We start from the raw sequence: 19,504 nt of genomic DNA, 5'->3' as shown, positions 1-19,504 counted from the left end.
ACGATCAGCCCTAGTCTGCATCACACGAACGGCACCGGTCTGCATCACCGCCTGGAGCCGCGCTCGGGCGGCGAAGCCTGATCGCCCGCTTTCGCGCGATCACCCACGCGGTCCGAGTGCGATCGAGGCACGACGGTGCCGGATCACGATCGTCCGGATCGCCGGGCGGCGCCCAGGCTCCCGGTCGGGGGCTCCCGGTCGGGGGCTCCCGGTCCGGGGCTTGTGGCCCCGGCTCCTGCCGCGGGGCTCCTAGTGGCACAGTCCGGGCTCGTGAGCGGCGTGACCTGCCGGTTCGAGCTGGAACGTGCAGTGCGCCACGTCGAAGTGGGTTCCCAGGCATCCCTGCAGGTCATGGAGTATCTTCTCGTGGCCGGACTCCTCCAGCGCGCAGTCGGCGACCACCACGTGCACCGACAGGACCGGCAGCCCCGAGGTGATGGTCCACACATGCAGGTCGTGCAGGCTCTCGACCTCCGGCAGCGCCAGGATGTGCGCTCGGACGTCGGCCAGGTCGACGCTCTTGGGCACCGCCTCGAGGAGCACGTCCAGCGCCTCGCGCATGAGGTTCCAGGTGCGGGGGACGATCATCAGGGCGATCAGCAGGGAGGCGATGGGGTCGGCCCGGTCGAAGCCGGTCAGCAGGATCACGACCGCCGCGACCACCACCGCGAGTGAGCCGAGGGCGTCCGCCATGACCTCCAGGAAAGCGCCCCGCACATTCAGGCTCTCGCGCTGCCCGCGTACCAGCAGCCCCACGGACACCGCGTTGGCCGCCAGGGCGACCAGCCCGAACGCGATGGTCGGACCGGCCTCGACCCCGGTCGGGTCGATCAGGCGCCGCACCGCCTCGTAGCCGATGTACGCGCCCACGCCGAACAGCAGCAGGGCATTGACGGCGGCGGCGAGGATCTCGGCCCGGGCGAGCCCGAAGGTGCGCCGCTCGGTCGCGGGACGATTGGCGAAGTGGATGGCCACCAGCGCCATGGCGATCCCGGCGGCGTCGGTGGCCATGTGCCCGGCGTCGGCGAACAGCGCCAGCGAACCCGTGACGAAGGCGCCGATCACCTCGACGACCAGCACCGAGAGGGTCAGACCGAGCGCTATGCGCAGGCGTCCGCGGTGGGCCGCCCCCGCCGTGCTGCGAGCCCCGGGGAGCACCGGCGCCCCGCTCACCGCCGACGCGCCGTGCACGTGTCCCAGCCCGTGCCCATGCCCGTGCGAATGCCCGTACGCGTGCGCGTGTCGGCGCCCGTGCGGATGCCCGTGCGCGTGGCCATGGCCTGCGCCCATCGCGATGGGGTCCCTTCTCTGAGTCGTCCAAGGCCGCCGGAGTGCTCGGGCAAGCCTTACCCGCATCAGTGAATAACGCTCGTGACTTGACGGCAACTCAACACTGAACACCATTGTCATATGCGGTGACCTGCGGTGATGTCTCCGGCCAAGTACGGCGATGTCCTGTGGTCATGTACGGCGGCGATGCACGGCTGATGTCCAGCGGCGATGCACGGCTGATGTCCAGCGGTGATGCACGGCGCTGATGTCCAGCGGTGATGCACTGCGGTGCTGTACGACGAGACCGCCGCCGCTCAGCGGCGTGCCTCCGGGTGGCGCAGGCACCAGCCCTCCCACGCCGACTCGACCATCTCCCTCACCCCGAGCTCCGCGCTCCAGCCCAGCTCCTTGCGGGCCGCTTCCGAGGATGCCACCACGCGGGCCGGGTCGCCGGGCCGTCGTGGTCCGACCTCGGGAGCGGCACCGGTGTGCCCGGTCACCTCGCGGATCAGGTCGACCATCTCGCGCACGGACACCCCCTCGCCGCGCCCGATGTTCAAGGTCAGCTCGGTCTCCGGCCCGCCCTCGGCCAGCCTGCGGGCGGCGGCGAGATGGGCGGCGGCCAGGTCGGAGACATGGATGTAGTCCCGTACGCAGGTGCCGTCCGGCGTGGCGTAGTCGTCACCGAAGATCCGCGGCGCCTCGCCCGCCGTCAGCCGCTCGAAGACCATCGGGACGATGTTGAACACACCCGTGTCCGCCAACTCCGGCGCGGCGGCGCCGGCCACATTGAAGTAGCGCAGCGACGCCGTGCCGATGCCGTGCGCCCGCCCGACCGAGCGCACCAGCCACTCGCCCGCGAGCTTGGTCTCGCCGTAGGGGCTCAGCGGCGCGCACGGGGTCTCCTCGGTGACGAGGTCCACATCCGGCAGGCCGTAGACCGCGGCCGAGGAGGAGAGGACGAAGCGCTCGATCCCGGCGTCGACGGTGGCCTCGAGCAGGGTCTGCAGGCCGCGCACATTCTCCCGGTAGTAGAGGAAGGGCTTCTCGACCGACTCACCGACCTGCTTCTTCGCGGCCGTGTGCACTATCCCGGTCACCGCGTGGTCGCGCAGCGCCGAGTCCAGCGCCTCCCGGTCGAGGACGGACCCGCTGACCACGGGAACGCCACGCGGAATACGCCTCGGGTCGCCGGTCGACATGTCGTCGAACACGACGACGCGCTCACCGGCCCGTGCCATCGCCTCGGCCACGTGAGCCCCGATGAAACCGGCTCCCCCGGTAATCAACCACGTCATGCCCCGCACCTTATCCGCCGGGCGGCGTTTGTCCGGGAGGCCGCGTTCGGCCATGATGATCGCACCGCCGCCGATGGCGCTCGACCGGGCCGGGGCCGGGTGGCTGCACTGATCCGATAGCCTCTTCCGTCATGCCCGCGGGGGGCCGGGCACGGCCGTGCCACGCCGGAACGCCTCCGGGACGAGCAGCCACGCAGATTCGCAGGGAGTGAGTTCGTCTGTCGACCGCCATCCTCACCGGTCCGCCGACGGGTGCCGCGGTGCCCGCACTCGGTGACGGCCTGCGCACGCTCGGCTTCGACGTGGTCGACGCGGACAGCTGCGACGACCTCGCCGCCCGGCTGGCCGCACTCCCCGCGCACGAGCGCGTCGCGGTCGTGGACCGCCGCTTCGTCGGGCACCCGCACGCCCTGCGGCTGGCGCTCACCGACCCCCGCTTCCCCGCCGGAGCCGTATCCGGCGCGGTCGGCGTGGACGCAACCGCCCGCCAGGCGCTCCTTGAGGCGGTCACCGACAAGTCGACGACCGACCCCGACCGGCTCGCCGAGGCCCTGGGCCGCGCCGTGCAGGTGCACCGTCCCGAACTCGGCGTCCTGGTCGCCGCCGTCCCCGACGACGAGGCGGCCCGCGCCGAGGCGGAACGCGCCGTGGCCGCCGTGGACGACGAGGCCGTGCGGCTGCGCAGCGCGGTCAAGTCACGCGACGGGTTCTTCACCACGTTCTTCATCAGCCCCTACTCGCGCTACATCGCCCGCTGGTGCGCACGGCGGGGACTGACCCCCAATCAGGTGACCACCGCGTCGCTCCTCGTGGCCCTGGCCGCCGCCGCTTGTGCCGCCACCGGCACCCGCCCCGGCTACATCGCGGCCGGTGTCCTGCTGATCGCCTCGTTCGTCCTCGACTGCACCGACGGCCAACTCGCCCGCTACTCGCTGCGGTACTCCAAGCTCGGCGCCTGGCTCGACGCCACCTTCGACCGGGCCAAGGAGTACGCCTACTACGCCGGTCTGGCCCTCGGCGCGGCGCGCGGCGGCGACGACGTCTGGGCGCTCGCTCTCGGCGCGATGATCCTTCAGTCCGTGCGGCATGTCGTGGACTTCTCGTTCAACGAGGCCAACCACGACGCCGTGGCCAACACCAGTCCCACGGCGGCCCTGTCCGACCGCCTCGACAGCGTCGGCTGGACCGTGTGGGCCCGCCGTGTCGTGGTCCTGCCCATCGGCGAGCGGTGGGCGCTCATCGCGGTGCTGACCGCCGCGACCACGCCGCGCACCGTCTTCGTCGTCCTGCTCATCGGCTGCGCGCTCGCCGGCTGCTACACCACGGCCGGGCGCCTGCTGCGCTCGGTGACCCGGCGCGCCGCCCGTACCGACCGGGCCGCCGCCGCGCTGGCCGAACTGGCCGACACCGGCCCTGTCGCCGAAGGCGTCGCTAGGGCAGGTGCCAGGGCCACGCGCCGTGTGCCCGCCGCCGCCCCCGCGCTCGCGTTCACCGGTGCCGCCGCCCTCGTCGCCACCGCCTGCCTCGCCCCCGCCGGAAGCTGGTGGCCGCTGCTCGCCGCCGCCGTCTACGCGCTGACCTCCGGTGCCGCCGTCTCCATACCCCTGCGTGGCTTCCTCGACTGGCTCGTCCCCCCCATATTCAGGGCCGCCGAGTACACGACGGTACTCGTGCTGGCCGCTCGTTCGGGGGACACGGGGGTGAACAGTGCCTTGCCTGCTGCTTTCGGTCTGGTGGCGGCGGTCGCCTACCATCACTACGACACGGTGTACCGCATACGCGGCGGCACCGGGGCGCCACCGCGCGGTCTCGTCCGGGCGACGGGCGGTCACGAGGGGCGGGTGCTGGTGGTCGCCGCGGCGGCAGCTCTGGCCTACGGGCACAACGGCAGTCTCAAGCTCGTGCTGGCGACCCTCGCGGGGGTCCTGGCTCTGATGGTGCTGACGGAGAGCATCCGTTTCTGGATGTCCTCCGAAGCACCGGCGGTACACGACGAAACAGGAGAACCCGCATGATCGGCCTCGTGTTGGCGGCCGGCGCCGGAAGGCGTCTGCGCCCCTACACCGACACGCTCCCCAAGGCCCTTGTGCCGGTGGACGGCGACAAGACGGTCCTGGACCTGACGCTCGGCAACTTCGCCGAGGTGGAGCTGCGCGACGTGGCCGTCGTCATCGGCTACCGCGGCGAGGCCGTGGTCGAGCGCCGGGCGGCGCTGGAGAAGAAGTACGGCGTCAAGCTCCACCTGATCGACAACGACAAGGCCGAGGTGTGGAACAACGCGTACTCCCTGTGGTGCGCGCGTGACGTCCTCACCGAGGGTGTGATCCTCGCCAACGGCGACACCGTCCACCCCGTCTCGGTGGAGAAGACCCTTCTGGCCGAGCGCGGCCGCGGCCGAAAGGTGCTGCTCGCCCTCGACACGGTCAAGAACCTGGCGGACGAGGAGATGAAGGTCGTCGCCGACCCCGGCAAGGGCGTGCGCCGCATCACCAAGCTGATGGATCCGGCCGAGGCCACCGGCGAGTACATCGGCGTCACCCTCATCGAGGCCGACGCCGCCGCCGACCTCGCCGACGCGCTCAAGACCACTTTCGAGCGCGACCCGGACCTGTACTACGAGGACGGCTACCAGGAGCTCGTCAACCGCGGCTTCCGGATCGACGTCGCCCCGATCGGTGACGTGCCGTGGGTCGAGATCGACAACCACGACGACCTCGGCCGCGGCAGGGAGATCGCATGCCGGTACTGACCCGCCTCATCCCCTCGCCCGTCGTCGTCGACATCCGGGCCGGTGCCCTCGACGAACTCGTCGGCATCCTCGCCGACCAGCGCATCTCCTCCTCCGGCAGGATCGCGGTCGCGATCAGCGGAGGCTCCGGCGCTGCCCTGCGCGAACGGCTCGACCCGCAGCTGCCCGGCGCGGACTGGTACCCGGTCCTCGACGGCACCATCGACTCCGCGGTCCAGCTCGCCGACGCCATGCGCGGCAAGCGCTACGACGCGATCGTCGGACTCGGCGGCGGCAAGATCATCGACGCGGCCAAGTACGCCGCCGCCCGGGTGGGCCTGCCGATAGTGGCCGTCGCCACCAACCTCTCGCACGACGGGATCTGCTCTCCGGTCTCGATCCTCGACAACGACGCCGGCCGCGGCTCGTACGGGGTGCCGACGCCCATCGGCCTGGTCATCGACCTCGACGTGATCCGGGACGCCCCCGTGCGGTTCGTGCGCTCCGGCGTCGGCGACGCGGTCTCGAACCTGTCCGCCATCGCCGACTGGGAGCTGTCCCACCGCGAGACCGGTGAGCCCATCGACGGTCTGGCCGCCGCGATGGCCCGCACCGCGGGGGAGTCCGTGCTGCGCCACCCGGGAGGGGTCGGGGACGACGACTTCCTGACCGTCCTGTCCGAGAGCCTGGTGCTCTCCGGCATCTCCATGTCGATCGCGGGCGACAGCCGCCCCGCGTCCGGCGCCTGCCACGAGATCTCGCACGCCCTCGACCTGCTCTACCCCAAGCGCTCCGCCCTCCACGGCGAGCAGGTGGGCATCGGGGCGGCGTTCGCCATGTTCCTGCGCGGGGCCCGCGAGCAGTCGGTGCTCATGGCGCAGTGCCTGCGCCGCCACGGGCTCCCCGTGCTGCCGGGCGAGATCGGCTTCGACGAAGAGGAGTTCGTCAAGGCCGTGGAGTTCGCTCCGCAGACCCGCCCCGGGCGCTTCACCATCCTGGAGCACCTCGACCTCGACCACCTCGCGATTCGGGACGCCTACACCGACTATGCCAAAACCGTCAGTAGCTGAACTGCGCCCGGTCGTCCACCCGACCGGGCTGAAGGACCGCCGCAGTGGTGAGCACTGGGCCGGGCGCATGTACATGCGCGAGGTCTCGCTGCGCATAACCCGCTACCTGGTGGGCGCGCGCGTCACGCCCAACCAGCTCACGCACCTCATGGTCGCCGCCGGCGTCGCCGCCGGGGTGGCGCTGCTCATCCCCGGCTGGCCCGGGGCCGTGCTCGGCGCCCTGCTGATCCAGGTGTACCTGCTCCTGGACTGCGTGGACGGCGAGGTCGCCCGCTGGCGCAAGCAGACCTCCATCACCGGGGTCTACCTCGACCGGGTGGGCCACTACCTGTCGGAGGCCGCGCTGCTGGTCGGGGCGGGACTGCGCGCCTCGGACCTGTTCCACGAGGACGGGTCGAGCACCCAGTGGCAGTGGGCCTTCATCGGCACCGTCTCCGCCCTCGGCGCGATCCTGATCAAGGCCGAGACGGACCTGGTGGACGTCGCCCGCGCCCGCAGCGGGCTGCCCGCCGCCCAGGACGCGGCCGCGACCCCGCGCTCCTCCGGCATGGCGCTGGCCCGCAAGCTGGCGTCCGCGCTGAAGTTCCACCGCCTCGTCGGCGGTGTCGAGGCGTCCCTGTTCATCCTCGTCGCCGGGCTCGCCGACGCCGTGCACGGGGATCTGCTGTTCACCCGGATCGCCGTGGCCGCCCTGGCCGCCATCGCCGTCCTGCAGACCGTGCTCCACCTGGTCAGCATCCTCGCCTCGAGCAGGCTGCGATGAACGAGGCAGCGGCCCGCAAGGCCGTGGAGCCCGTCCGCGCCGCCGCCCCGGCCGACACCATGACGCTGGGTGCCGTCGTGCTCACCATGGGCAACCGCCCCAAGGAGCTGCGCGCCCTGCTGGACTCGGTGGCCGCCCAGGAGGGCGCCCCCATCGAGATCGTCGTGGTCGGCAACGGCGCCCCGCTGCCCGAGCTCCCTTCGGGCGTACGCGGCATCGAGCTGGACGAGAACCTCGGCATCCCGGCCGGGCGCAATGTCGGCATAGAGGCCTTCGGCCCGGGCGGCGGCGACGTCGACGCGATCCTCTTCCTCGACGACGACGGCCTGCTGCCCGGCACCGACACCGCCCGCAAGGTCCGTGAGGCTTTCACCGCCGATCCGGACCTGGGCATCATCAGCTTCCGGATCGCCGACCCGCAGACCGGCACCACCCAGCGCCGCCACGTCCCCCGGCTGCGTGCCTCCGACCCGATGCGCTCCTCGCGGGTGACCACCTTCCTCGGTGGGGCGAACGCGGTGCGCAGCACCGTGTTCGAGCAGGTCGGCGGCCTGCCGGGGGACTTCTTCTACGCCCATGAGGAGACCGATCTGGCGTGGCGGGCCCTGGACGGGGGCTGGGCGATCGACTACCGCTCCGACCTGGTCCTCTTCCACCCGGCGACCGCGCCGAGCCGGCATGCGGTGTACCACCGGATGGTCGCGCGCAACCGGGTCTGGCTGGCCCGCCGCAACCTGCCCTGGCTGCTCGTCCCCGCGTATCTGGGCACCTGGATCCTGCTGACTCTGCTGCGCAAGCCGTCGAGGGCGGCGCTTCGGGCGTGGTTCGGCGGATTCCGGGAAGGCTGGACGACGCCGTGCGGAGAGCGCCGCCCGATGAGGTGGCGTACCGTGTGGCGACTGACCCGGCTGGGCCGACCTCCTGTCATCTGAGAAGCTCGGACCTGAGAGCATCGAGCGAGTCCCGGGACCGATCCCCGGGCTCGCCCCTTGAGGATGAAAGTGTCAACTGTGAGCGAGACAGCGCACGACGGTGCGGTCGCCCTGAGCGCCCCGCCCGTGAAGTCGCCGGACCGGGGGCTTTCCCCGGCCGAGCTGGCGGAGAAGTACGGTCTGGCGGTCAGCGGTGCCCGGCCGGGCCTGATCGCGTATGTCGGGCAGTTGTGGCAGCGCAGGCACTTCATCACCGCCTACTCGACCGCCAAGGTCAGCGCCCAGTTCACCAAGGCGCGGCTCGGGCAGCTGTGGCAGGTGATGACGCCGCTGCTGAACGCGGCCGTGTACTACCTGATCTTCGGCCTGCTGCTGAACACCAGCAAGAATGTGCCGAACTTCATCCCGTTCCTGGTGACGGGTGTCTTCATCTTCACCTTCACCCAGTCCTCGGTACTCAGCGGGGTCCGGGCGATCTCCGGCAACCTCGGACTGGTGCGGGCCCTGCACTTCCCGAGGGCGAGCCTGCCCATCGCGGTCACCCTCATGCAGCTCCAGCAGCTGCTGATCTCCATGGGGGTGCTGCTGGCCATCGTGCTGGGCTTCGGCCAGGTGCCGACGTGGTCCTGGCTGCTGGCGGTGCCGGCTCTGCTCCTGCAGTCGATCTTCAACGCCGGGCTGGCGATGGTCTTCGCCCGGCTCGGCAGCAATATGACGGACCTGGCGCAGCTGATGCCGTTCATACTGCGCACCTGGATGTACATGTCCGGGGTCATGTACAGCATGAGCGACAAGCTCTCCGGCGCACCGGACTTCGTCAGGGTGCTGCTCCAGCTGAACCCGGCAGCGGTCTACATCGACCTGATGCGGTTCGCCCTCATCGACACCTTCACCGCCTCGCAACTGCCCCCGCACGTCTGGGCGCTGGCCGTCGGCTGGGCGCTGCTCGCCGGTGTCGGTGGCTTCGTGTACTTCTGGAAGGCTGAGGAGCAGTACGGCCGTGGCTGACGACAAGAGCGCCAAGTCGGCGCAGCAGGAGGGTGAGAGGGTCCCCACGGTCATCGTGGACGACCTGCACATCGTCTACCGGGTGCACGGTGCGGGCAGCGGCAAGGGCAATGCCACCGCCGCGCTGAGCCGCCTGGTCAAGCGGCAGGGCTCGCCCAACGTGCGCGAGGTCCACGCGGTGCGCGGGGTCAGCTTCATCGCCTACCGGGGCGAGGCGATCGGCCTGATCGGGTCGAACGGCTCCGGCAAGTCGACGATGCTGCGCGCCATCGCGGGCCTGCTGCCGCCGGAGAAGGGCAAGGTCTACACCGAGGGCCAGCCGTCCCTGCTCGGCGTCAACGCGGCGCTGATGAACGACCTGACCGGTGAGCGCAATGTGATCCTGGGCGGTCTGGCGATGGGCATGAGCCCCGAGCAGATCCGCGAGCGGTACCAGGAGATCGTCGACTTCTCCGGGATCAACGACAAGGGCGACTTCATCTCCCTGCCGATGCGCACCTACTCCTCCGGTATGGCCGCGCGGCTCCGGTTCTCGATCGCGGCGGCCAAGAGCCACGACGTGCTGATGATCGACGAGGCGCTGGCGACCGGTGACCGGCAGTTCCAGAAGCGCTCGGAGGAGCGGATCCGGGAGCTGCGCAAGGAGGCGGGCACGGTCTTCCTCGTCAGCCACAACAACAAGTCGATCAGGGACACCTGCGACCGGGTGCTGTGGCTGGAGAAGGGCGTCCTGGTCATGGACGGCCCGACCGACGAAGTGATCAAGGCGTACGAGGCCGAGTCGAAGAAGTAGCCCCGCTCCGAACAGACCCCCGCTCCGAGGAGACCTCGGAAATGCCGTGCGATGCCCCCGCCGATCCGTCGGCGGGGGCATCGCCGTCTCGGTCTGCGCCTCGCTGAGGGCGACCTTTCCGCGCAGCCGCCGCGGCGGCTGCGGCGCGTACCAGGCGGCCCGCCCCAGCAGGCGCATCGCCGCCGGGACCAGCACTGCGCGCACCGCCACGGCGATCTGTCGTCCCTGCTCGGCGTCACCCGGCAGCCGATGGACACCTCCATGGCGGTGCTGCTGTCCAGCCGGGCGTCCGTGCCGCCGACGAGGGTGCTGGTCCCGGCCGGGGGCCGTACCGCCCGTACCGCCCGCACGGGGTCCTGGGTCGCGTCCGACTTCTGTTCGAGGGTGGTGACGACGGTCGGGCGCTGGGTGTCGGGGCGGCCGGCGCGGCGTTTCGCGGCCCGGGAGGCTGGGTGCGGTCCTTGGCCCAGGTTCCGGAGGAGGCGTCCACGCGCAGTACGCCGGGCAGGCGGGAGAGCTCGCGGCGTCGCCGGGCTGCGCGGCGCCTGACCTCGAATCACGTCCTGTGTAACGGACTTGCAGTCGAAGCGCGCCCCGGCGCACGCGGGGAGCCCGTCCGCCGTAAGCTGTACGAGTACCTATCCGGCGCATGCCGGACGTTTCGGCCCGGAGCCCCGCAGAACGAGGCGGTTCGACCCCCGGCCGTGACGCCGCGGTGCGGCGTGTCCGCACCCTACTGGCCATGATCAACGGTGTAGAACGGGGGGTGTGACGGCAATGGCAACACGGCCCATCTCCAGCATTCCCACTGGAGCCGGTGGACCGGTCCGGTGCGGGGGCGGGGTCCTCGCCTGCCTGCCTGGCCGCCCGCGGTGACCGTGGAGGACGACCGCGCGGAGCCGGACGCCCCGTCGACCGGCGCGGCGGCGGAGCAGTCGCGGACGGTGCTCGACAAGGCCGCCAGGGAGAACTTCCCGGTGGCCCCCTTCTTCCTGCCGCGCGCCGTCCGCGGTGATCTGATGGCCGTGTACGGCTACGCGAGGCTCGTCGACGACATCGGGGACGGCGACCTTCCCCCCGGCCGGGACGACGCGATCTGGCTCGGTCTCGACGGCCCGACCGACGACCGCACCGCCGTGCTCGACGCGTTCGAGAAGGACCTGCTGCGTGTCTTCGACGGAGACCCCGGCCATCCGCTGCTGAAGGCCCTGCGGCCCACGGTGGAGCGGCACCGGCTCGGCCCGGAGCCGTTCCTCGAGCTGATCGAGGCCAACCGGCAGGACCAGATCGTGCGCCGCTACCGCACCTATGGAGAACTCCTCGACTACTGCGAGCTGTCCGCCAATCCTGTCGGCCATCTCGTTCTGGGCATTTCGGGCGTCACGAGTCCCGAGCGCGTCCGCCGCTCCGACGCCGTCTGCACCGCCCTCCAGATCGTCGAACACCTCCAGGACGTGGCGGAAGACCTGCGGCAGGACCGGATCTACCTGCCCGCCGAGGACATGGAGCGCTTCGGCGTGACCGAGGCCGACCTCGCCGGTCCCACCGCGAACGCCGCGGTCCGGGCGCTAGTGGCGTTCGAGGCGGAACGCGCCGGTGATCTGTTGAATGAGGGCAGCTCTCTCGTGGGTAGCGTGCACGGGAGGCTGAGGCTGCTGCTGGCGGGCTTCGTGGCGGGCGGCCGTGCCGCTCTCGGCGCGATTGCGGCGGTGGGCCACGACGTGCTCTCCGGGCCGCCGAAGGCCTCGAAGTACGGCGTCCTGCGCGAGATGGCGGCGACATTGCGAAGAGAGAGGTGAACCGGCCAGTGGAGGCCTCCCAACCTTCGAACGGGCCGCAGGCGTCCTTGCCGGTCCTCGCGGCATACCAGTACTGCGAGGTGGTCACGGGGCAGCAGGCCCGCAACTTCGCCTACGGGATCAAGCTCCTTCCCACGGCCAAGCGCCAGGCCATGTCGGCGATCTATGCGTTCGCCCGGCGGGTCGACGACATCGGTGACGGACCGCTGGACGACGCCACCAAAGCGCGCCGCCTGGAGGAGACCCGCGATGTGCTCCGGCGCGTCCGCGAGGGCGGGATCGGCGAGGACGACACCGATCCGGTCGCCGTGGCCCTCTCCGACGCCTCGACCCGCTTCCCGATCCCCCTCGGGGGACTGGACGAGCTGATCGACGGTGTGCGGATGGACGTGCGCGGCGAGGAGTACGAGACCTGGGACGACCTCAAGGTCTACTGCCGGTGCGTCGCCGGGTCCATCGGACGGCTGTCCCTCGGTGTCTTCGGCACGGTCCCCGGCGCCCGCGGCGCCGAGCGCGCCCCCGAGATCGCCGACACCCTGGGCCTCGCCCTCCAACTGACCAACATCCTCCGGGACTTGCGCGAGGACGCGGGCAACGGCCGCACATACCTGCCCTCGGACGACCTGGCCAAGTTCGGCTGCCAGGACGGGTTCGGCTCGGCCGCCCCGCCCCAGGGGTCCGATTTCGACGGCCTGGTCCGATTCGAGGCGAGACGGGCCGAGGAGCTGTTCCAGGAGGGACTGCGCCTGCTGCCGATGCTCGACCGCCGCAGCGGCGCCTGCGTCTCCGCCATGGCCGGGATCTACTACCGCCTGCTCGGCCGGATCGCCCAGGACCCCTCCGCCGTGCTGCGCGGGCGTGTCTCCCTCGCTGGGCGGGAGAAGGCCTTCGTCGCCCTGCGCGGCCTTTCCGGCCTGCACACCCGCCAGGTGGCGCGGGCCGCCGCGGCCCGGGAGCGCCCATGACCTCCGGACGACGGGAGACTCCCGGCTCGACGACCGAGCGCGATCCACGTGCCCACGGCCGCCCTGAGAGGGCGGCCGCAGTGGTCGTGGGCGGGGGGCTGGCCGGGATCGCGGCGGCCCTCGAGCTCGCCGACGCGGGCGTCGAGGTGACCCTCGTGGAGGCCCGGCCACGCCTCGGCGGACTGGCCTTCTCGTTCCGGCGCGGTGACCTGTGGGTCGACAACGGCCAGCATGTCTTCCTGCGCTGCTGCACCGCGTACCGGCAGTTCGTCGACCGCATCGGCGGGAGCGGCCTGGTCACCCTGCAGGAACGTCTTGACGTGCCCGTGCTGGACGTCGCCGGCACCCCGACCGTCGTCGGCGCCCCGACCGGCGCCGGCACCCCGACCGTCGTCGGCGCCCCGACCGGCGCCGGCACCGAGGGGATGCGCTTCGGGCGGCTGCGCAGGTCCGCGCTGCCCGTCCCGCTGCACCTGGCCGCCAGCCTCATCCGCTACCCGCACCTGTCGGCGGCCGAGCGGGTGTCGGTCGGCCGGGCGGCACTGGCCCTGCGCGGGCTCGACCCCGCCGATCCGGCTCTCGACGGGCGGGACTTCGCGAGCTGGCTGCGCGAGCACGGGCAGTCCCCGCGCACCATCGAGGCACTGTGGGACCTCGTCGGCGTGGCCACGCTCAACGCGCGCGCCGAGCATGCCTCGTTGGGCCTGGCCGCCATGGTCTTCAGGACCGGTCTGCTCTCCGAGCCGGGAGCGGCCGACATCGGCTGGGCCAACGCCCCGCTGGGCGAGCTGCACGACACCACCGCACGGGCGGCCCTGGACCGCGCGGGAGTATCGGTCATGCTGCGCTCCCGCGCCAGTGGGATCGCCGACGAGACGGACGGCTTCACGGTCACCGTCGAGGCCGGGCCCTCCGACGTGCGGCGGCTGCCCGCCGACGCCGTCGTGCTGGCCGTGCCCCAGGAACAGGCCCACCCGCTGGTGCCCAAGGGCGCCCTCGAGGAGCCCGGCAAGCTGCTGGAGATCCGCAGCGCGCCGATCCTCAACGTCCACGTGGTCTACGACCGCAGGGTGCTGCGCCGGCCGTTCTTCGCTGCGCTCGGCACCCCGGTCCAGTGGGTCTTCGACCGCACGCACTCCTCGGGGCTGACCGGCGGCGGGCAGTACCTGGCGCTGTCGCAGTCGGCCGCCCAGGACGAGATCGACACGCCGACGGCGGACCTGCGTGCCCGATATCTCCCAGAACTGGAGAGGGTCCTGCCCGCCGCGCGCGACGCGAAGGTCGAGGACTTCTTCGTCACCAGGGAGCGGACGGCCACGTTCGCCCCCGAACCGGGCGTGGGAAGGCTGCGGCCGGGAGCGCGCACCCGCACGCCGGGCTTCTACCTGGCCGGTGCGTGGACCGACACCGGCTGGCCCGCGACCATGGAGGGCGCCGTGCGCAGCGGCCTGCACGCCGCCCGCGAGGCGCTCACCGGACTCGGCCGCCCAACAGGACATATCAGTGAAGGTGGGGCAGCGTGAGTACTGCGCAGCGAGTAGAGGGAGAAACCAAGGTGAGTCCGGCCAAACAGGAGTTGGACGTCGCGGCGGTGCTGGAGCGGGGCCGGACCATGGCCACGCCGGTGCTGCGGGCCGCGGTCGACCGGCTGGCCGCGCCCATGGACACCGTCGCCGCCTACCACTTCGGCTGGATCGACGCCGACGGCAAGCCGGCGCACGGCGACGGCGGCAAGGCGGTGCGTCCGGCGCTGGCCCTGCTGTCCGCCGAGGTCACGGGCGCCTCGCCCGAGGTCGGCGTCCCCGGCGCGGTCGCGGTGGAGCTCGTGCACAACTTCTCCCTGCTCCACGACGACCTGATGGACGGTGACGAGCAGCGGCGGCACCGGGACACGGTGTGGAAGGTCCACGGACCCGCGCAGGCCATCCTCGTGGGTGACGCACTGTTCGCACTGGCCTTCGAAATCCTCCTCGAGTCCGGCACCGCCGAAGGAGCCCGCGCCGCCCGCAGGCTCACCGTGGCCAGCCGCAAGCTCATCGACGGCCAGGCCCAGGACATCTCCTACGAGCACCGGGACCGGGTCACGGTCGAGGAGTGCCTGGAGATGGAGGGCAACAAGACCGGCGCCCTGCTCGCCTGCGCGGTCTCCATCGGCGCCGTCCTCGGCGGGGCGGACGACGAGACGGCCGACGCGCTCGAGGAGTACGGCTACCGCCTCGGTCTGGCCTTCCAGGCCGTCGACGACCTGCTCGGCATCTGGGGCGACCCCGCGGCCACGGGCAAGCAGACCTGGAGCGACCTGCGCCAACGCAAGAAGTCCCTGCCGGTGGTGGCCGCGCTCGCCGCCGGCGGTCCCGCCTCGGACCGGCTCGCCGAACTCCTGGCGGAGGACGCCAAGGCGGTCGCCTCACTCACCCGCGGGGCGGACGACTTCGACGAGCGGGAGTTCGCGGCCAGGGCCGCCCTCATCGAGGAGGCGGGCGGCCGTTCCTGGACCTCCGAGGAGGCAAGGCGGCAGCACACGTTGGCTCTCGCCGCTCTCGACAAGGTCTCGATGCCGGAGCGCGTTCGCGAAAACCTGGTCGCGCTGGCCGACTTCGTCGTGGTACGTGAGAGGTGATCACGTGCACGACCCACAGGCATCAGCCACCGGCCGGAGGTTAATGACGACGGCCCTTGGCCGCCTCACCCATTGCAGAAACGATCATGAGCGGCGAGTCGAGACTCCCGGCAACGGCAGTCGAGGCCAGACGCGACCAGAGACCTGCCAGGGGGAGCGATGACAGCCACGACAGACGGACGGCCCGGCGACGGCGCGGACGGCACGGACACCGGCGGCGCGGGCTCCGACGGGGGCCGACCACTCAACCACCGGCCGCTGTCGAACGACGAGCCGCCGCCGAGCGACCCGTCACCACTGAACGACCAGCTCCTACTGAACCGCCAAACGCCCCTGGACACAGTCGAGTTGGCGACCCGTACGACCGATCGAGCAACAGCCTACCTGCTTTCGAGGCAGCATCCGGACGGGTGGTGGAAAGGCAACCTGGAGACAAACGTCACCATGGACGCCGAAGACCTCCTGCTGCGCCAGTTCCTCGGGATCAGGACGCAGGAGCAGACCCGGGCCACCGCGCGGTGGATCCGCTCGCGGCAACTGGAGGACGGGACCTGGGCCACGTTCCACGGCGGGCCCTCCGAGCTGTCCACCACCGTCGAGGCGTATGTGGCGCTGCGCCTGGCCGGTGACTCGCCCGACGACCCGCACATGGCCTCGGCTGCCAAATGGGTGCGCGAGCAGGGCGGAATCGCTTCCGCCCGAGTGTTCACGCGGATCTGGCTGGCGCTGTTCGGCTGGTGGAAGTGGGACGACCTCCCCGAGCTGCCCCCCGAGCTGATCCACCTGCCCCCATGGGTGCCGCTGAACATCTACTCGTTCGGCTGCTGGGCCCGGCAGACCATAGTGCCGCTGACCATCGTCTCCGCCCACCGGCCCGTGCGCCCGGCGCCGTTCCGGCTGGACGAGCTGCACACCGACCCGGACAACCCCAACCCGCGACGGCGTAGGGCCTCCTTGGCCACCTGGGAGGGCGTCTTCCAGCGCCTGGACCGCGCCCTGCACGCCTACCACAAGGTGGCTCCGCGTCGGCTGCGCGAGGCGGCCATGCGGACGGCCGAGAAGTGGATCCTGGAGCGGCAGGAGGCCGACGGCTGCTGGGGCGGCATCCAGCCCCCGGCGGTGTACTCGCTGATCGCGCTCCACCTGCTGGGCTATCCGCTCGACCATCCGGTCATCGTCAAGGGCCTGCGGTCGTTCGACGACTTCACCGTCAACACCCCCGACGGGATGCGGTGGCTGGAGGCCTGCCAGTCCCCGGTGTGGGACACCTGCCTCGCCACGATCGCGCTGGCCGACGCGGGGCTGCCCCCGGACCACCCGGCGCTGGTCAAGGCCGCCGACTGGATGCTCGCCGAGCAGATCGACCACCGCGGCGACTGGGCGGTGCGGCGGCCCCGGCTGCCGTCGGGAGGGTGGGCGTTCGAGTTCCACAACGTCAACTACCCCGACATCGACGACACCGCCGAGGTCGTCCTCGCGCTGGACCGGGTGGAGCACCCCCAGCCGGAGCGGGTGGCGGCCGCCATCGACCGGGCCGTCGAGTGGAATCTGGGAATGCAGTCGAAGAACGGGGCCTGGGGCGCGTTCGACGTCGACAACACCAGCAGGTTCCCCGACCGGCTGCCGTTCTGCGACTTCGGCGAGGTCATCGACCCGCCGTCCGCCGATGTCACCGCGCACGTCGTGGAGATGCTGGCCGCCGTCGGCAGGACCGGCGAGCCCAGCGCCCGGCGCGGTGTCGACTGGCTGCTCGCCGAGCAGGAGCCGGACGGCTCGTGGTTCGGCCGCTGGGGCGTCAACTACATCTACGGCACCGGCTCCGTGGTGCCCGCTCTGGTCGCCGCGGGGGTGCCGCTGTCGCATCCGGCGGTCCGGCGGGCCGTGCGCTGGCTGGAGCGCCATCAGAACGACGACGGCGGCTGGGGCGAGGACCTGCGCTCCTACCGCGACCCGTCCTGGGCCGGCCGCGGCACCTCCACCGCCTCCCAGACCGCCTGGGCGCTCATGGCGCTGCTGTCGGCGGGCGAGAGCGGACCGGCGGTCGAGCGGGGAGTGCGCCGGCTCGCCGAGACCCAGCGTGAGGACGGCAGCTGGGACGAGCCCCAGTTCACCGGCACCGGCTTCCCCTGGGACTTCTCGATCAACTACCACCTGTACCGGATCGTCTTCCCGATCACCGCGCTGGGCCGCTACCTCCAGGCGCAGCGCACGCCCCTCCGGCTGACCCCGCCGCACCAGGCGGCCGACGCCCCGCGGGCAGGAACACGATCGGGCAGCCGCCCGGAAGGCGCCGTGAGGGGAGCACGATGACCGCATCCTCGCCGAGCCGCCCGCCGCTGTTGCTGGTCTGCGCGCTGGGCATCGAGCGCCGGGCACTGCGCGGCGCGGATCTGCGGGGTGCCGCGGCGCCTGTGGCGGTCCTGCGCACGGGCATGGGCCCCCGGGCGGCCGAAGCGGCGGTGCGGGCGGCCATGGGCGCCTTCGGCGGCCATGGCGGCGCCGCGGTCCTGGCCACCGGCTTTTGCGCGGGGCTGGTTCCGGGAATGCGTCCCGGTGATGTCGTTGTTGCGAGCGAGGTGCGCGAGGCCGGTGGGGCGGACGGTGACGCCGCTGTGGCCTGCCCGGAATCCGAGCGGCTCTCCAGCGCACTGCGGGATCATGGTTTCTCGGTCCACACCGGCCCGATGGCCTCCGCCGACCATGTGGTGCGGGGCCGGGAGCGGGCCGAGCTGTACTCCCGCGGGGCGATCGCCGTGGACATGGAGTCCTCGGCCACCCTGCGAGCCGCGCTCGCGGCAGGGGACCGGACGGCTGCCGCCGTTCGCGTCGTGGTGGACACCCCTGAGTATGAACTTCTCCGCCCCGGCACGCTCCGTACGGGCGTCACCGCGTTCCGCACGCTGCGTTCCGTCGTTCCGGCATTTATCGACTGGCACCGCTCGCTCGCCGGTACCGCACCGGCCCCGACCCAAGCATCACCTTCCCTCGTCGCCCGGCCACGGGCAGCAGGGGCCCTACTTTTCTGGAGATGAGCCAGATGGCCATGCCGCTGCGTCAGACCATCCGCGTCGCGAGCTATCTCTTCGAGCAGAAAACGCTCCGGCGCCGCGACAAGTTCCCCCTCATCGTGGAGCTCGAGCCGCTGTACGCCTGCAACCTCAAGTGCGAGGGCTGCGGGAAGATCCAGCACCCCGCGGGAGTGCTCAAGCAGCGGATGCCGGTGGCCCAGGCGGTCGGCGCGGTCCTGGAGTCGGGCGCCCCCATGGTCTCCATCGCCGGCGGGGAGCCCCTGATGCATCCCCAGATCGACGAGATCGCACGGCAGTTGGTGGGGCGCAAGAAGTATGTCTTCCTGTGCACCAACGCCCTTCTGATGCGCAAGAAGCTGGATCTGTTCACACCCTCGCCCTACTTCGCCTTCACCGTCCACATCGACGGCCTGCGCGAGCGGCACGACGAGTCGGTGGCCAAGGAGGGCGTCTTCGACGAGGCCGTCGAGGCCATCAAGGAGGCCAAGCGGCGCGGCTTCCGGGTGACCACCAACTCCACCTTCTTCAACACCGACACCCCGCAGACGATCATTGACGTGCTCGACTACCTCAATGACGACCTCGAGGTCGACGAGATGATGATCTCGCCCGCCTATGCCTACGAGAAGGCGCCCGATCAGGAGCACTTCCTCGGTGTCGAGCAGACGCGGGAGCTGTTCCGCAAGGCCTTCGCGGGAGGCAACCGGAAGAAGTGGCGGCTCAACCACAGCCCCCTCTTCCTCGACTTCCTCGAGGGCAAGGTGGACTTCCCCTGCACCGCGTGGGGGATTCCCAACTACTCCCTCTTCGGCTGGCAGCGCCCCTGCTACCTCATGGCGGACGGCTATGTGCCGACCTACCGCGAGCTGGTGGAGGACACCGACTGGGACAAGTACGGCCGCGGCAGGGACCCGCGCTGCGACAACTGCATGGCGCACTGCGGGTACGAACCCACCGCGGTACTGGCGACCACCGCGTCGCTGAAGGAGTCGCTGCGTGCGGCTCGGGAGACCGTTGCGAGCAAGCGCGGCAAGTGACCGCCGAACGCGGCCGGACAGGGGGTGGATCGTGACACTGCTGGAGAACATTCACAGTCCCAACGACCTGAAGGCGATGCCGCCCGATCAGCTCGGCCGGCTCGCCGGGGAGATCCGGGTGTTCCTGGTCGAGGCGGTGTCGCGGACGGGTGGTCACCTGGGGCCGAATCTGGGCGTGGTGGAGCTGACG

General features: G+C 71.4%; 17 protein-coding genes. 15 read left to right on the top strand and 2 right to left on the bottom strand.

The genetic code is table 11. The annotated features are described in order from the left end of the window. Positions 1–249: 249 nt before the first annotated feature. Together IEY86_RS25000 and galE are read right to left on the bottom strand one after the other, a co-directional pair. Complete coding sequence (locus tag IEY86_RS25000) at positions 250–1,290, bottom strand: cation diffusion facilitator family transporter (protein WP_189134091.1); 1,041 nt, start codon at positions 1,288–1,290, stop codon at positions 250–252. Between the two features lie 296 nt (positions 1,291–1,586). Next, complete coding sequence (gene galE, locus IEY86_RS24995; RefSeq protein ID WP_189134090.1) at positions 1,587–2,570, bottom strand: UDP-glucose 4-epimerase GalE; 984 nt, start codon at positions 2,568–2,570, stop codon at positions 1,587–1,589. A gap of 218 nt (positions 2,571–2,788) precedes the next feature. Between galE and IEY86_RS24990 the strand changes: the two genes are divergently transcribed. From IEY86_RS24990 to IEY86_RS24920, 15 genes are all read left to right on the top strand, one after another. Beyond that, positions 2,789–4,585, top strand: a complete 1,797-nt coding sequence (locus tag IEY86_RS24990; RefSeq protein WP_189134188.1) for a DUF5941 domain-containing protein — start codon at positions 2,789–2,791, stop codon at positions 4,583–4,585. Further along, the gene (locus IEY86_RS24985; RefSeq protein WP_189134089.1) at positions 4,582–5,319 is read left to right on the top strand and encodes a phosphocholine cytidylyltransferase family protein; all 738 of its coding nucleotides are present in this window, start codon (positions 4,582–4,584) and stop codon (positions 5,317–5,319) included. Before IEY86_RS24990 ends, IEY86_RS24985 begins: the two co-directional genes overlap by 4 nt. Continuing rightward, positions 5,307–6,368, top strand: a complete 1,062-nt coding sequence (locus IEY86_RS24980) for an iron-containing alcohol dehydrogenase family protein (protein ID WP_189134088.1) — start codon at positions 5,307–5,309, stop codon at positions 6,366–6,368. Before IEY86_RS24985 ends, IEY86_RS24980 begins: the two co-directional genes overlap by 13 nt. After that, positions 6,346–7,131, top strand: coding sequence for a CDP-alcohol phosphatidyltransferase family protein (locus IEY86_RS24975; RefSeq protein WP_189134087.1), 786 nt, complete (start codon positions 6,346–6,348; stop codon positions 7,129–7,131). The genes IEY86_RS24980 and IEY86_RS24975 overlap by 23 nt, the downstream gene beginning before the upstream one ends. Positions 7,132–7,190: 59 nt before the next feature. Further along, positions 7,191–8,063 carry a glycosyltransferase family 2 protein gene (locus IEY86_RS24970; RefSeq protein WP_189134187.1) on the top strand — a complete coding sequence of 291 codons (873 nt, stop codon included), beginning with the start codon at positions 7,191–7,193 and terminating at the stop codon, positions 8,061–8,063. Between the two features lie 78 nt (positions 8,064–8,141). Beyond that, complete coding sequence (locus IEY86_RS24965; RefSeq protein ID WP_189134086.1) at positions 8,142–9,071, top strand: ABC transporter permease; 930 nt, start codon at positions 8,142–8,144, stop codon at positions 9,069–9,071. Beyond that, the gene (locus IEY86_RS24960; RefSeq protein WP_189134085.1) at positions 9,064–9,864 is read left to right on the top strand and encodes an ABC transporter ATP-binding protein; all 801 of its coding nucleotides are present in this window, start codon (positions 9,064–9,066) and stop codon (positions 9,862–9,864) included. The genes IEY86_RS24965 and IEY86_RS24960 overlap by 8 nt, the downstream gene beginning before the upstream one ends. Before the next feature lie 944 nt (positions 9,865–10,808). Continuing rightward, on the top strand, positions 10,809–11,663 hold the full coding sequence (hpnC, locus tag IEY86_RS24955) for a squalene synthase HpnC (protein WP_189134186.1): 855 nt from the start codon (positions 10,809–10,811) through the stop codon (positions 11,661–11,663). After that, positions 11,660–12,628 (top strand): presqualene diphosphate synthase HpnD, encoded by a 969-nt coding sequence (gene hpnD / locus IEY86_RS24950; protein WP_189134084.1) that lies wholly within the window; start codon positions 11,660–11,662, stop codon positions 12,626–12,628. The genes hpnC and hpnD overlap by 4 nt, the downstream gene beginning before the upstream one ends. Beyond that, complete coding sequence (hpnE, locus tag IEY86_RS24945) at positions 12,625–14,151, top strand: hydroxysqualene dehydroxylase HpnE (protein ID WP_189134083.1); 1,527 nt, start codon at positions 12,625–12,627, stop codon at positions 14,149–14,151. Before hpnD ends, hpnE begins: the two co-directional genes overlap by 4 nt. An 89-nt stretch (positions 14,152–14,240) precedes the next feature. Next, complete coding sequence (locus IEY86_RS24940; RefSeq protein WP_189134185.1) at positions 14,241–15,248, top strand: polyprenyl synthetase family protein; 1,008 nt, start codon at positions 14,241–14,243, stop codon at positions 15,246–15,248. A gap of 159 nt (positions 15,249–15,407) precedes the next feature. Continuing rightward, complete coding sequence (gene shc / locus IEY86_RS24935; protein ID WP_229698730.1) at positions 15,408–17,558, top strand: squalene--hopene cyclase; 2,151 nt, start codon at positions 15,408–15,410, stop codon at positions 17,556–17,558. After that, on the top strand, positions 17,555–18,280 hold the full coding sequence (locus IEY86_RS24930) for a 5'-methylthioadenosine/S-adenosylhomocysteine nucleosidase family protein (protein ID WP_189134082.1): 726 nt from the start codon (positions 17,555–17,557) through the stop codon (positions 18,278–18,280). Before shc ends, IEY86_RS24930 begins: the two co-directional genes overlap by 4 nt. Positions 18,281–18,285: 5 nt before the next feature. Further along, complete coding sequence (gene hpnH, locus IEY86_RS24925) at positions 18,286–19,314, top strand: adenosyl-hopene transferase HpnH (protein WP_189134183.1); 1,029 nt, start codon at positions 18,286–18,288, stop codon at positions 19,312–19,314. A gap of 31 nt (positions 19,315–19,345) precedes the next feature. Continuing rightward, the coding region (locus IEY86_RS24920; RefSeq protein ID WP_189134081.1) for a 1-deoxy-D-xylulose-5-phosphate synthase N-terminal domain-containing protein at positions 19,346–19,504 on the top strand (159 nt) is incomplete at its 3' end.

Origin of the sequence: Wenjunlia tyrosinilytica, from assembly GCF_014646055.1 — a bacterium.
In the GTDB taxonomy this organism is placed as follows: Bacteria; Actinomycetota; Actinomycetes; order Streptomycetales; family Streptomycetaceae; genus Wenjunlia; species Wenjunlia tyrosinilytica.
This window is presented reverse-complemented; position numbering and strand designations above follow the sequence as displayed.